The following is a 13,279-nucleotide window of genomic DNA, read 5'->3' on the forward strand; positions in this document are numbered from 1 at the left end:
CCGCGAGGAACTTGTGGTCGAGGGTAAGCGCATCGAGGACCCGGCTGAGATTACCAGGCGTGAGCTGGAGGGTCCGTTCACCGAAGTGGTGTTTGATGTCGAACTGGCCCGAACCGATGCGCCCGAATTGCAGGTGCGTCATAAGCGTCCTCGGGCCTTGGAAAGTGAGGAGCAAGATAGTCAGTTAGCGAGTAATGCTAAAGTATAGGGCTAAGCGGATCGCGGTTATTAGGGATATACCGCTTTACAGCCCTTGGCTCCGAAATGATCGAAGCCAAGGAAGGCTGGTGGAAATAACAATCATTGTTATTAATCAGTGATTGGAAGCTGCTTAGCAAAAGCTAAAAGAAGCCTAAGTAAGTAAATAGCTGGATAGATGATTTTTCATGTGATAAATATAGTTCTTGATCTTCACATACAACGCCAACAAAGCGAAGGATGTAGATATGTTAGGCAAATTCTCTGCGATGAAAAGAACATTGCGAATCTTGGCTTCGGCAACATTGGTGACTACTAGCTTGCCAAGCTTGGCTGCTGAAACAACGCTAAGCTATGCTTTTTTTGCACCAGCACAGACCTTTCCCGCCGTACAAATGCAGAAATGGGCTGACGAGCTGCATAAGCGAACCGATGGTCAAGTATCTGTCAATGCCTTCCCAGGCGGGGCGCTACTCACCGCAGACAATATGTTCGATGGAGTCAGAAACGGTGTGGCCGATATTGGCTTATCAGTTACATCATATGAGCCGGGAAGATTTCCGCTATTAAATTTAGCGGGTGGATTGACAGGGATTGATGTGAACTCGGCGGTGGCTAGCCAAGTAGTCTATGACTTAATTCAAGAATATCCAGCAGAACAGATGGGATTGGATGGGTTTAAGGTGATTACAGCTTTCACGTCAGAGCCCGGGTATCTACATACGAAAACACACGTTGACAGTTTAGAGGACTTAGAAGGGCTAGAGATACGCGTCCCGGGAGATGCAACAGAAGTTATCGAGGCTTTGGGCGGTGTCCCGGTAGGGCTTTCGCAGGGCGAAACAGGAGAGGCATTGCAGTCCGGTGTTGTTGATGGTTATGTAAGCTCTCGGGAAGCGCTTAAAGATCTCCAATATGCCCGGGACGTAAAATATGTCACAGAGTATCCGCTGACCAATACCGTCTTTGTTGCGTTGATGAATCAGCAAAGCTGGGAGTCGTTGCCTGAGGATGTTAAGAAAATTATTAATGAACTAGGCGCAGAAATGGCGCATTTCGCGGGTAGCTATCTTGACAGCCATATTACCAAATCACTTGAATGGGCCCAGAAGGAGGAAGGGGTAGAAATTGTCTCTTTGTCCGATGAAGAAGCTAAGCGCTGGAGCGAGCGGCTAAAACCCATCAATAAAAAGCGGCTCGAGGGAGTCGAAGAAATGGGCTTGCCTGCTGAGGAGCTACATAAGCGTATGCTTGAGCTAATTGAGAAGCATCAACAATAAGTAAAATACCGAGGGGCTGGGCAATTTGCAGCTCCTCGGCCTGATGCTTAAAAGCCGCTTATGTACTAGGGGGGAGCATGGAAAAAATTACTCACATGGTCAATAAATTGCTTTTGGGGATCGCAGGTTTATCCCTATTGTTGATAGTAGTGGTTGTGACTACTAATATCGTACTTCGTCAAGTGGCATCTTCTTTTGGAGGGGTTACAGAAATAGTAGGTTGGTTGACTGCCGTCATAGTCGCGCTATCTTTGGCCTATTCACAACAGACAAAAGCCCATGTCGAGTTAGATCTTCTTGTCGGAGCATTCCCAGAAAAGGCCCAAGAAGTGATCCAGGTACTACTAACCGTAGTCAGCCTACTTTTCTTTACTCTGGTAGCTTGGAGGCTTTGGGAATATGGCTATGCTGCAATGACGCGCGAATCTCTATCACAAACACTACGTGTTGCTTATTTCCCCGTGGTTTACCTGGTTGCACTTGGGTTTACAGCCTTCTGCCTGGTACTGCTGGTTGACTTGGTAACAGATATCAAAAAGGCGTTTGCTATATGAGCTTTACTCTAGTAGCGATTGTGGGTATATTGACGCTATTTGCTCTAGTTCTGTTTAGAATGCCGATTAGCTTTGCCATGTTTGTTGTCGGCTATTTCGGCATGATGCATATAACCAGCCCCGCAGCAGCGAACAATATCATTAGTTCAGGCATATGGGGCCAGCTGTCTTCATACTCATTAAGCATAATTCCACTTTTCATTTTCATGGGGGAGCTGCTGTTTCGATCTGGCATTACCCGGAAAATATTTGCCTCAGCTTACGCCTGGATCGGGCATTGGCGAGGGTCAATGGCAACAACTACGATTCTGAGCTGTGCTGGTTTTGCCGCAGTGAGCGGATCCAATACTGCAACTGCAGCTACTGTAGGTACAATAGCACTTCCGGAGATGAAGAAGTTCGGATACAATAAGTCTCTGAGCTCTGGAAGTGTAGCGACAGGTGGGACTCTAGGAGTTATAATTCCACCTAGTTCAGTCTTGATCGTAATCGCACTGCAGGCACAGTTGCCAGTACGTGATTTATTTATTGCTAGCATTATACCAGGATTGATTCTGGTTTCTCTGTTTATTGTCATGATCTCCCTTCTTTGTTACAGAAACCCTGAGATGGCACCGGCAGGAGAACGCTGCTCATGGCGCAAGCGCATATCCTCGCTTAAGGGTGTCATAGAGGTTGTACTACTCTTTATGCTAGTGCTGGGTGGGTTGTTCACTGGGTGGTTTACGTCAACCGAAGCCGCAGCCGTAGGTTGTGTAGGCGCAATGGCAATTGTAGCCACACAGGGCAAGTTCACGTTAGTTGTGCTGAAGGATTCGATAGCTAGCTCGCTGCGGTCATCAGCGATGATTTTAATGTTAATAACGGGGGCGGTCATATTTGGTCGATTCCTGACTGTTACGCGTCTCCCTTATCTCGTGGGTGAATGGGCGGCTACATTACCCTTACCCGCGGTAGTCATAATGGGCTGTGTGCTACTAATTTATGTTATTGGTGGTGCCCTCATGGATGCTATGGGTTTCCTAATTATTTCAATACCTATTTTCTTTCCGGTAGCTGATGCATTAGGTTATGATCTAGTATGGTTTGGTGTAATGGTGTGTATCGTGACTAGTATGGGGGCGATTACGCCACCTGTAGGCGTAAACGCTTTTATCGTGAAAAGCCTAGACGTGGAGTTAAGTATAGGGGACATTTTCAAAGGGGTAGGGTATTTTATGCTTCCGTACCTTGCCTGCATTTTTCTGCTTCTTTTTGTGCCAGAGATAATTCTTTTCGTACTGTAGTCTAAGTTATATTCTAGCCCTGCCGCATATGCTGGCACGTTCTGATTTGCTAGGTAAGGATGGCAGGGCATTTACAGTAGCACAACAGCTATATCTTTTACTGGCTGGTCATTAATGTATTTGTATGATTGCTAGGATAAGCGCAGAATTTACATGCGCTATAAAATTCTGTAGCCAATTTGAGTTTATAACCTGTAATATTTTTTGGAAGAGTTATGATTGTATAGGTATAGGTATAGGTGGAGGTGGAAAAGGTATTGGTTCAGTCCATGTGACTGTTGTACGGTGACCATGCGGACGATAAAAATAATAGGTGAATGTGATGCAAAGAGTTGTAGATAAGATATCGCTCTGTGTTATGCAGGCTGCTGGGATCGCGATTCTGCTAATAGCATTTGCTATAGGGTTTGGAGTTTTTATGAGTCTGCTAGGCTCAAAAGTCGCTGTTAGTTTTGATCATGCTTACTTTTTAATTGGAAAAAATGTTTCCTTTAATACGTTATTAGGAATTCAGATGCTGTTGTTTTCCTTTGCTATTCTGGCGGCTGTCCCTTTCACTTGGCTTAATGATCAGCAGGTCCGAGTAGATTTTATCTATAGAAATTATAGCGAAAAGAATAAGCATATCGTAAATATAATTGGAAATATAGTATTTGCGGTGCCCTTCCTTTTTTTTCTTATTCCGTCTTCAATTGATTTTGCGCTAAGTTCTTTTGCAGTGGATGAGTCTTCTAGGGACGGTGGACTTGAAGACATATATGTGGTTAAAGCTATGATTCCCTTGGGGCTTATTTTGATGAGTTTGGTCTGCATATACATCACAATAAATAGCCTTTTATCTATTGTTAGGAAGAGGTGAGCTTATGGATATCATACTTCCTTTGGCCATGGTAGTAACCCTACTCCTCGGCATTCTTTCCGGATATCCGGTTGCTTTAGTCATGGGCGGAGTTTCTTCAATATTTTTATTAATTTCAGATCTGCCTTTAGCTTTTTTTGATATGATGATTAGCCGTATATATAGTAATGCTATAGATGGTTGGCTTTTTATTGCAATTCCTATGTTTGTTTTGATGGGGCTGCTTTTGGAAAGAACAGGGCTTGCAAGAGATTCATTCAAAGTTACAGAATATTTGTTTCGGCACATCCCTAGCCACCTTGCACTGACTGTGTTGTTATTAGGAAGCCTCTTGGCAGCAACAACTGGAGTAGTAGGAGCGTCAGTAATACTACTTTCTGTCATAGCATTACCCAAGATGCTAGAGAATGGATACTCTCCTTCTCTAACGGCTGGTCTGATTTCGGCATCAGGGACCTTATCTATCCTTATGCCTCCATCAGTTATGCTTATCGTGATGTCTAATTTGGTTTCAGTTTCTGTAGGGACCTTGTTTAAGGCAGCGCTGGTTCCAAGTGCAATGATAGTTATTATATATGCTATCTACGTTATGTTTTCTTCTGAAATAAATAGGCAGGTTAACAATACCTCTTATCCATCCGCTAGGGGTATTCAAGAGGCCGAGCATTTAGAACGTGGCTTTTTTCAAAGCTTACTATCATTAGCACCTTTCATGTTATTAATTCCTAGTGTGCTAGGTACCATTATACTGGGGGTTGCCACGCCGACAGAGGCTAGTGGTTTAGGCGTTCTTGCAGTTCTTAGTTTTGCTATTCTTACTAAGAAACTGCGTCTCAAGGATATGCTTAGTGCTAGCCGGGATACAGCGGTAGCTAGCTCGATGATTATGTTTTTGGTTATAACGGCCACCTGCTTTTCGCTTACGTTTAAAGGAGTAGGTGGGGACCAGATGATTCATGGCTTAGTTGACATGATGGGAGGGAGCGACTGGGGAGCCCTTATTTTAATGATGCTACTTGTATTTTTTCTTGGTTTCTTCCTTGACTGGCTTGAGATCTCCTTGATATTAATGCCACTGCTTTCACCTATTGTTATGCAACTCGACTTGGGCAATGATCTATCTGGAACACAGCTAATGGCGTGGTTTGCTATTCTAGTTGCGATTAACCTACAGTCTTCTTTTCTCACTCCTCCCTTTGGCGTCTCCTTGTTCTACCTGAAAGGCGCTGTCGGTGAGGCAATATCAACACCTCACATCTACCGTGGTGTGGTTCCATTTATAATAATACAAATTATTGTCGTTGTTCTCGTGATGATGTTTCCAAATCTACTTGCTATATAAATAAACAGGCTAGGAGTAAAGGAATGAAAATCAAAGGCGCTATAAGTACAATTGGCCTAGTAACTTTTGCTACCGCTGCAAATGCAGAATCGTTAATACTACAGTCAGCTTTCCCATTTAGCTTAGAAGTTATTGATAGATCGATACATGACTTTTCTGATAGGGTAAATACGCTTACTGAAGGTGGGGTGGAGTTTAAACCTTACGATGCGGGAGCTCTTTCTCCACCTTATGATATTTTAGAAAATGTAGGGAATGGTAGCCTTGATGCTGGCTGGGCCGCTTCCAGCTATTGGGCAGGTAAGATGCCTGCAGCAGCTCTGTTCCAGAGCATTCCTTTTGGACCGGACGTGCCAGAATATATGGCTTGGCTTTACGGAGGTGGTGGGCTGGAATTATGGAGAGAGCTTTATAAGCCTCATAATGTTGTTCCTGTTCCCTGTGGGACGATGGTGTCTGAGGCCGGCGGTTGGTTCCGAGAGGAAATCAAGACCGCGGAGGATTTGAAAGGTAAGAGTATGCGCATCAGTGGCCTGGGGGGCCAGATCGCGAGTGAGCTTGGTATCTCCCCTGCCTCTATTCCAGTCGGCGAAGCTTTCCTTGGCTTAGATACTGGTCGGATTGATGCTGTCGAGGTTAGCTTCCCCACCATTGATAAAAGTGTAGGATTTCAAGATGTAGCTAGTCATTATTATTTTCCTGGCTGGCATCAGCCAGGGAGCTTTAACGAACTAATCGTAAATGCTGATGTTTGGAAAGGGCTTACATCACCACAGCGTGCTGCTATTGAGGCCTCTTGCAGCGATCTTAGCATTCGAATGTACGCTCAGCAGATGGCAACGCAGGCTAATCAGCTTGACCAGTACCGAAGCGAGGGCGTAACAGTAGAAAGATTTCCCGATAGTGTAGTCGCAGCTCTTCAGGATGCTACTTCTAAGGTTTTGAGAGTTAAAGCTAGCGAGAACAAAGAATTCTCGCAGATATTAAAATCCTACAGTGAATTTAGCGAGGGGTACAGAATATATAAAGATCTTACCAAAGTCGATTGAGTGGCAGTTGTATATCAATTCATAAATAATAAGGTTAAATTATGCTTAATGTTTTCAATAAGAGAATTCTGATTTTTGCGCTTGCTCCAGTTTCAGTTTTGGGTCTTTGTACCGCTTCTCAGGCTTATGAAATAAATGTAGACAATACCAAAATCAACCTGTATGGTTTTGCGCAGCTAGATGTTGCTTATAATTCTGGTCCTGAAATGGCTGCAAGTGGTTTTGTGCCACTTCAAATAAGACCTGATGATGTTGATGGCTCTGAGGGTCACACTGATTTAGGCGCTTATACAAGCCGCTTAGGAATTAGTACAGTTACCCCTACTAAGCACGGCCCGTTCAAGACAGTGATAGAAGGGGATTTTAACGGCAATGGAGGTGGTAGTTTCCGTTTGAGGCACGCATATGGCGTGTGGAACGGGATCCTTGCTGGTCAGACCTGGACAAATTTTTCCGGCGTGGTAGGGCTTACTCCGACAATAGATTTTACTGGTCCGGTTGGGCGCCCTAATGCCGGCCGCTTAGCGCAGTTACGTTATACTACTGGCAATTTTTCTGTTGCTCTTGAAGATCCCGACACGTTCAGTGCTGACATAGCTGGAAGCGATCCTAGTGAGCTGGATGAATACAACAATTATTATGAGATTGAAAATCAGAGCCGGCTCCCTGCATTAACCATGCGCTATAAAAATTCGCAAGGCCCATTAAGCTACGAATTTGGTGCATTGATACGTGAGTTAGGCTACTATAATAGCATCGAAGATAATGATGAGTACGGATGGGGATGGGGCTTAAATGCCGCGGCATCTTATACGTTTAGCCGTGATATCGTTCTGCGTGGAGTCATCACACATGGCGATGGCATCGGTGGTTATACTTTTTTTAACCCCGGTGGTGCAGGATACGTTGACGAAAGTGGTGATATAGAAACTATCGAGGCATCAGCCGCTGACTTTGGTGTCACAGTGCCTGCTGGTCCAGGTGCTTTCAATATCTCCTATGCTATTGTTAAAGCAGACTTAGACGGGGTTGTTGATGATGGTCGTGTTCTGCCAACTCCCTATGGCTACGAGCAATATAATAGCGTTTTCGTCAACTATATCTGGTCGCCAATCGAGCGCGTAGCTTATGGTATAGAAGCTGCCCACCACAAGACTGAACAGGTAACTGGTGGTAGCGGCGATACTTACCGGGTGCAAGGTATGATTCGGTATAAGTTTTAAATAACTTTGAATTTGTTTAACTAGCTTTTACCCATCGTTCGCGGTGGGTCTTTCTCACTACTAAAGAAAGTAAATGAAAAACTCACAACATGATCCAAATTGTTTCGTATCATCTTTTGCTAATGGGATTGATATCCTAAGAATTTTTAATAGGCGCCCAGAGCCTAAGACTTTAAGCGAAGTTTCATCCTTGGCAGGTTTAAGCCGTGCTAGTGCTAGGCGGTACTTGCTAACTTTGTGCTCTTTAGGTTATTTAAAGAAGCGCCGATCTTCGTATGAGCTTTCCTATAAAGCATTAGAAATAGGGAATGCTTACATAAAGTCAAATTCTAATCATGGAATTATAAAAGAAATTGTTAATGAAATCTCTAGGGATACTAGAGAGCTGGCTGCCTATGGTATGTTTTGCGGTCAGGATCTAATTCACACGGTATGTGCCAGGAAGTCGAATAAAATCATTTCAGCTGATCTCACCTCAGGATCTGATCTACCAATATTAGAAACTGCTTTAGGTTATGCCATATTAGCTAATATGGCTGCATCAGAGCGTGATATTGCTCTTAGAGGCTTGGCAGAATCTACTAATTTCAAGTGTAACGTTGCCAGCCTCAAAGAGATAGAGGTTATGCTAATGGAGGATAGTCGTAACGGATACTCCTGTTTAAATATGGGAGATGAGGTAGGTTTGTGCTCACTTGCTGTCCCTGTCTTTGGCTCCTATGAGAGAGTCTCAGGATCCATAGGAGTTTATATAAATTCATTGGCTATTGATTTAGATAATCTAAAAGAAACCATTTTGCCTATCCTTCAAGACAAAGTAGATGTGCTTAATGACCATCTCTGCAATAACGCGATTGCTAGTGACTAATTCTTTCTAGTTGAGATTATTGAAAATCTTACTTAGGCACCTGTTCAGTTGGGTAATTTCGCTGATTTCAAGTTTGGCGTAAGCTCTCTCAACCAAGCGGTGAGTTGCTTCTTTGGCTTCTTGCAACTTTTTGCTCCCCTGGGGTGTCAGTTCCACCTCACTAACCCTACCATCTTTCAACGAAGCAGAGATGTCAACCAAGCCATCCTCTCTCATTTTATAGACTATTTTTGTAATTGTAGAGAGTTTAGCAACCGAATGGATGGAGATATCTGACATACTGAGCCTTCCTTGCTCATTGAGAATCATTAAGACACGCCATTTTGTTGAGCTCAGTCCGCGAGGTTTAAGCAAGGAATCCATTTCTGAGCTGTATTTTGCATTTAGCCTCGCCACCCAGTAGAAAGGTGAGTCCTGAGATTTAAACTCCTCAGAAAGAGGGTAGAAAGACATCAACTCTGTATCTTTACTCATAAGGCTGCTTCTAGTTCATAGGTAATTTACCAATCGTAGCACGCGGCTGCGACAATGGTAAGCTAGACTGGTGTCGATCTTCAGCACTACTCCTCCAGCTTTACTGTGCCTTCCTAAGGAACCGGTGCGGATGATGGGTATCCTCGCTGCTTCCGAGGGGCTGCTGCTAATCCTTCCTTGCCTGCGTTGTTACTTAGCATCATTTACGCCTTGGCTATCGATGTCCCTCGAAACGCCGATTCAAAATTTTTCGGGTGGTTCTGCGCCCTAGGCTAGCTGCCCCAACGGGTTGTTAACTTAGGTTACTGCCTCTTTCACCTGTGTCAGCCGCCACCTCGGCCTACTATCAGGCATCCGCTTCTGACTTTGAAAAAATCAAGATGTTATTGATTCCACGGCTAGTGTATTAACGGTGTCTAGGGAGGCAATAAGCCAATCCTTGGTAGTCCTGTCATAAACAATTCACTGCACTGGATAAATAACAGTATTTTGCTAATTTACTCTTAGTAAAATATTTGCAAATAACGAAAAGTTTGTTTTTAGGTGTTATTAGCTCTGTTTCGTTTTTGAACTACATTAGCGTGCATTATCTTTGCCTATGATTTTTTTGTGATCCATGGAGATGTTGTGACTTTTTACTTATTAGGTTTGGACAAGACAGTTATAGATTTCAGCTCCTTTTCAATTAATCTTCAGCCAACCGAGAAGTGGTTTCAGCCTGGTTACCAGTGTTATACTATAGAGCATCTCTTTTATTATCTGGGGAATACATGAAGATTGCAATTGTTGGAGCTGGGGCTATGGGGGGGCTATTCGGGGTACGCCTAGTGCTGGCGGGACTGAATGTTGTCTTTATAGAAGCTGTAAACAGTACTATCCAAACCATACGAAAAGAAGGCATTACACTCGAAGCCTCTGACATTAATGTTAACGTTAAAGTACCGATTGGCCGTGCCCTTGATTTCCAAGGAGTGTTTGATCTCTTGATGATTTTTACCAAGGGCGTTCATACTTATTCCGCTATTAACTCTGTACGCCACCTCGTTGGGCCAAGTACATGGGTCCTGTCATTACAAAATGGTTTAGGTAACGCTGAGATCATAGCTAATATTATAAATCCTGGTCGTGTTATCGTAGGCATGACAGACCTACCTGCTGATCTGGTAAAGCCTGGGGCTGTGCGGAGTCATGGAGAAGGGCATGTTGAAATATGGACTTATAATGATACAGAATGTCCTGAAGTAAGTGTGGTTGCAAATGCTCTGCGAAGCTCTGGTATCCCTTGTGCTGTTGGTCCTCAAGCTAAGATAAGTGTTTGGGAAAAAGTTGCTTTTAACGCTGCTCTCAATGCAATATGTGCTATTTCACATCGAGACGTAGGTCAAGTTGGGAATTCGAAGTATGGTCGTGAGCTAGCAATCAAAGTTGTTAATGAGGCCGTGTCAGTTGCAAAATCAGAAGGCGTGGATGCCCGGGAAGATAGAATAGTTAACGCTGTTCAGCACGCCTTTGATAATCAATCACAACATAATCCCTCAATGCTTCAGGATCTAAAGTCGGGCCGTATAACCGAGATTGATTTTATCAACGGGGCTATAATAGAAAGGGGAAGTAAAAATGGTATCCAAACACCTATAAACGAAACCCTTTTTTCTCTTGTTAAGCTTGTCGAAGCTGGCTACATGAAGTAGCCAGAAGATTAAGGAGGGGGCTGGGGCGGGAATTTTCCGTGGTTGTGCAGCTCATTCTGTATTGAGTTCATAGTGCCCGGCTGACCTACAGCACCAGCTGGAATATGTGTCGAAGGGCACCGTCATAGTGATCTGTTAAGAAGTAAGCTAATCGCGTTGTCCAGTCTCTTTCGAAGTCAGACATTAACAAGTTACCTTTAAGGATTCTTTTCAGATTCTGATTTCGAGCTTATTCAGACGGACCAGGGAGCAGTCCAGTAGCGCAAAGGCATAATGAATATCGACTCGGCTTTCATAGGGAGTAGCGAGTCGCCTCATCCTTCCCAGCCATGAAAAGGTCAGCCGAAAACCCAGCGACGACACCCGATACGCTGGCTATTCTATACACCTCGGCGGAGAGTACGGGGCGGGATGCTACGCTGCCGACACGCTTTGCGAAATCGTCGATGAGCGTATGCCTGACCCACATGTAACTTAATATGGCGGCAGCGAGGCCGCCTTGGCCGGCCGACGCTATCGGAGGCTCGCTAATGAGCAGCGCTGCCAAGGAGTGCTGTAATTCATGTTGGCTCTCGAGAGCAGGACGGCCCAGATACTCCCTGTTCAATGAGGTCAGCACTAAGCTAGACCTTAGCAAGAATATTAGCACCTCGGTGAAGCTGATACTAACCGCCGTGCTACTGCCCTTGGTTATTTTCACCTATATGAGCTTCGTATCGTTTGCTTCCGGCTCTAGCTGCACCTCGGCGCCTCGACGAGCTCGTGAGGGAGGAGTTCGCCTGAGGCTTTCGTCATGTTCCGCCGGGTTACTACGATCAAGTTACGATGTACTTTTAGCGCTATAATTTCCATCCGCACGTGGTGCAATACGGTGCCTACAATATTGCTATTGTCCGCATGTTGGCTGCTGGCCTGGGCATCGTCATCGTTCCGCTGCTAGCATGCCATGCTGGGAATTCGCTTGGTGTCTAAAAGAACTCGATGATCGCCACTTGCCGCTATGGGTCGCCTGGAAGCGCGGGGACGAGTCATCGTCACTTCAAAATTTCATCGACATAGCCGAGGCGTCAGACTGACAAGGTATTCGCTAGGGGTACCGGCCGCTGCGACGATTTTCTACTAATATTTCTAAAATTTTATTAGCGCTACGCATAATTGCTGACGGAGGCTCTTTGCGCCGGCTACAGATGATTGGAGTAGTAATGCTTTTTTCAGCTAGCGGTACATAGACGATCCCATCACGTTTGAGTCGGCTGACCTGCTCGGGGACTAGGGTAATACCCAGGTCCGAGGCCACCAGGCCGAGTGCCGTCTGTAGCTCGTTAGCTTCCTGAATCACGTTCACTTTGAGTCCGCGTCGCCTGAACATGCCCAGTATGACATCGGCAAGACTCGGCCTAGGCGCGGACGGAAACAGGATCAGTGGATACTTGGCCAATTCGATCAGGGTCGGCTGGGTATTTTCTAAGGGATGTCCGGCTGGCAGTGCGGCAATGATAGGTTCCTCGAACAGAATCTCCTGTTCCACGTCCGTGTCGTCGATCTGTAAGCGGCCGAAGCCGATGTCGATTCGCCCGGCCTTGAGCGCCTGGATCTGCTGCACTGTGGTCAGCTCGACCAGTGACAGCTCGACATTATTCTTTTGTCGCAATCCTCGTATGAGTTGTGGTAGCTGGCCATAAAACACTGAAGGCACGAAACCTATCCCAAACATCAACAGGTTACTGCGATCGATGCGCCGGGTGGCGGCAATAGTGGTGTCTACCTTTTCGAGTATCTGAAGCGCGTGTTCATAGAAGAATTGGCCCGCCGTGGTCAGGGCCAGCCCTTGTCGGCTTCGTACGAATAGGATAGCACCGATCTCCTCTTCCAACTGTTTGATCTGCCTGGATAAAGGAGGTTGGGCCATGTGGAGGCGATGCGCTGCACGAGTCAAGTTCAGCTCGTCGGCAACGACACAAAAATAGCGTAGGTGACGTAGCTCCATAATACCTCCAGAGTATGGCAAAGCACCCAAACGATATTGGTTTCGGCTCCGACACGCAATCAAACTGTTCTCAATCCCTTACAGGGCGCAAACTTGGGAGCCACGCATGTCCGCCGTGATCGATACCATCGAAACCCATCTGGTCGACTTGCCGACCATCCGGCCGCACAAGCTGTCGATGACCACCATGGCCTGCCAGACATTGGTCATCGTGCGCATGCGCCACTCCGATGGCATCGAGGGGCTGGGCGAGGGCACCACCATCGGTGGGCTGAGCTACGGCCCGGAGAGCCCGGAAAGCATCAAGCGCAACATCGATACCTACCTGACACCGCTGCTCGTCGGCCAGCCGTCGGCCAATATCAATCTGCTGCGGACACGCATGAATCGCCATGTGCGCGGCAACGCCATCGCCAAGTCGGCGCTGGAAACTGCGCTGCTCGATGCCCAGGGCAAGCGCCTGGGGCT

General features: G+C 45.8%; 11 protein-coding genes and 1 pseudogene. 10 read left to right on the forward strand and 2 right to left on the reverse strand.

Going from position 1 to position 13,279, the window contains the following annotated elements:
* Nucleotides 1-446 precede the first annotated feature (446 nt).
* The 8 genes from MHM84_RS21080 to MHM84_RS21115 all read left to right on the forward strand — a co-directional run bounded on the left by MHM84_RS21080 (nucleotide 447) and on the right by MHM84_RS21115 (nucleotide 8,659).
* Nucleotides 447-1,478 (forward strand): TRAP transporter substrate-binding protein, encoded by a 1,032-nt coding sequence (locus MHM84_RS21080; protein WP_239268993.1) that lies wholly within the window; start codon nucleotides 447-449, stop codon nucleotides 1,476-1,478.
* A 77-nt stretch (nucleotides 1,479-1,555) separates the two neighbouring features.
* Entirely contained in the window at nucleotides 1,556-2,032 is a 477-nt protein-coding gene (locus MHM84_RS21085) for a TRAP transporter small permease (RefSeq protein WP_239268995.1), read from the forward strand.
* Entirely contained in the window at nucleotides 2,029-3,318 is a 1,290-nt protein-coding gene (locus MHM84_RS21090) for a TRAP transporter large permease subunit (RefSeq protein ID WP_239268997.1), read from the forward strand. The genes MHM84_RS21085 and MHM84_RS21090 overlap by 4 nt, the downstream gene beginning before the upstream one ends.
* Before the next feature lie 322 nt (nucleotides 3,319-3,640).
* Complete coding sequence (locus tag MHM84_RS21095; protein WP_239268999.1) at nucleotides 3,641-4,177, forward strand: TRAP transporter small permease subunit; 537 nt, start codon at nucleotides 3,641-3,643, stop codon at nucleotides 4,175-4,177.
* Between the two features lie 4 nt (nucleotides 4,178-4,181).
* Nucleotides 4,182-5,519, forward strand: a complete 1,338-nt coding sequence (locus tag MHM84_RS21100; protein ID WP_239269001.1) for a TRAP transporter large permease subunit — start codon at nucleotides 4,182-4,184, stop codon at nucleotides 5,517-5,519.
* Between the two features lie 23 nt (nucleotides 5,520-5,542).
* Nucleotides 5,543-6,568, forward strand: coding sequence for a TRAP transporter substrate-binding protein (locus MHM84_RS21105; protein WP_239269003.1), 1,026 nt, complete (start codon nucleotides 5,543-5,545; stop codon nucleotides 6,566-6,568).
* A 41-nt stretch (nucleotides 6,569-6,609) separates the two neighbouring features.
* Nucleotides 6,610-7,791 (forward strand): DcaP family trimeric outer membrane transporter, encoded by a 1,182-nt coding sequence (locus tag MHM84_RS21110; RefSeq protein ID WP_239269005.1) that lies wholly within the window; start codon nucleotides 6,610-6,612, stop codon nucleotides 7,789-7,791.
* A gap of 73 nt (nucleotides 7,792-7,864) precedes the next feature.
* Nucleotides 7,865-8,659 (forward strand): helix-turn-helix domain-containing protein, encoded by a 795-nt coding sequence (locus tag MHM84_RS21115; protein ID WP_239269007.1) that lies wholly within the window; start codon nucleotides 7,865-7,867, stop codon nucleotides 8,657-8,659.
* Nucleotides 8,660-8,665: 6 nt separating this feature from the next.
* Here the strand turns inward: MHM84_RS21115 and MHM84_RS21120 are convergent, their stop codons facing one another.
* On the reverse strand, nucleotides 8,666-9,133 hold the full coding sequence (locus MHM84_RS21120; RefSeq protein WP_239269009.1) for a MarR family transcriptional regulator: 468 nt from the start codon (nucleotides 9,131-9,133) through the stop codon (nucleotides 8,666-8,668).
* Nucleotides 9,134-9,903: 770 nt separating this feature from the next.
* Between MHM84_RS21120 and MHM84_RS21125 the strand changes: the two genes are divergently transcribed.
* On the forward strand, nucleotides 9,904-10,824 hold the full coding sequence (locus MHM84_RS21125) for a 2-dehydropantoate 2-reductase (protein WP_239269011.1): 921 nt from the start codon (nucleotides 9,904-9,906) through the stop codon (nucleotides 10,822-10,824).
* A 1,087-nt stretch (nucleotides 10,825-11,911) separates the two neighbouring features.
* Here the strand turns inward: MHM84_RS21125 and MHM84_RS21130 are convergent.
* Nucleotides 11,912-12,811: a LysR family transcriptional regulator gene (locus MHM84_RS21130; protein WP_239269013.1), complete on the reverse strand. Its 900-nt coding sequence runs from the start codon at nucleotides 12,809-12,811 to the stop codon at nucleotides 11,912-11,914.
* A gap of 106 nt (nucleotides 12,812-12,917) precedes the next feature.
* Here MHM84_RS21130 and MHM84_RS21135 point away from each other — a divergent pair.
* Nucleotides 12,918-13,279 (forward strand): annotated as a pseudogene (locus MHM84_RS21135) (muconate cycloisomerase); the annotation flags it as partial.

This window comes from Halomonas sp. McH1-25, from assembly GCF_022348165.1.
Taxonomy (GTDB): domain Bacteria; phylum Pseudomonadota; class Gammaproteobacteria; order Pseudomonadales; family Halomonadaceae; genus Modicisalibacter.

Bases quoted from the DNA above. Each gene is read 5' to 3' on its own strand.
- MHM84_RS21080 (WP_239268993.1), top strand. From the start codon at position 447: ATGTTAGGCAAATTCTCTGCGATGAAAAGAACATTGCGAATCTTGGCT.
- MHM84_RS21085 (WP_239268995.1), top strand. From the start codon at position 1,556: ATGGAAAAAATTACTCACATGGTCAATAAATTGCTTTTGGGGATCGCA.
- MHM84_RS21090 (WP_239268997.1), top strand. From the start codon at position 2,029: ATGAGCTTTACTCTAGTAGCGATTGTGGGTATATTGACGCTATTTGCT.
- MHM84_RS21095 (WP_239268999.1), top strand. From the start codon at position 3,641: ATGCAAAGAGTTGTAGATAAGATATCGCTCTGTGTTATGCAGGCTGCT.
- MHM84_RS21100 (WP_239269001.1), top strand. From the start codon at position 4,182: ATGGATATCATACTTCCTTTGGCCATGGTAGTAACCCTACTCCTCGGC.
- MHM84_RS21105 (WP_239269003.1), top strand. From the start codon at position 5,543: ATGAAAATCAAAGGCGCTATAAGTACAATTGGCCTAGTAACTTTTGCT.
- MHM84_RS21110 (WP_239269005.1), top strand. From the start codon at position 6,610: ATGCTTAATGTTTTCAATAAGAGAATTCTGATTTTTGCGCTTGCTCCA.
- MHM84_RS21115 (WP_239269007.1), top strand. From the start codon at position 7,865: ATGAAAAACTCACAACATGATCCAAATTGTTTCGTATCATCTTTTGCT.
- MHM84_RS21120 (WP_239269009.1), bottom strand. From the start codon at position 9,133: ATGAGTAAAGATACAGAGTTGATGTCTTTCTACCCTCTTTCTGAGGAG.
- MHM84_RS21125 (WP_239269011.1), top strand. From the start codon at position 9,904: ATGAAGATTGCAATTGTTGGAGCTGGGGCTATGGGGGGGCTATTCGGG.
- MHM84_RS21130 (WP_239269013.1), bottom strand. From the start codon at position 12,811: ATGGAGCTACGTCACCTACGCTATTTTTGTGTCGTTGCCGACGAGCTG.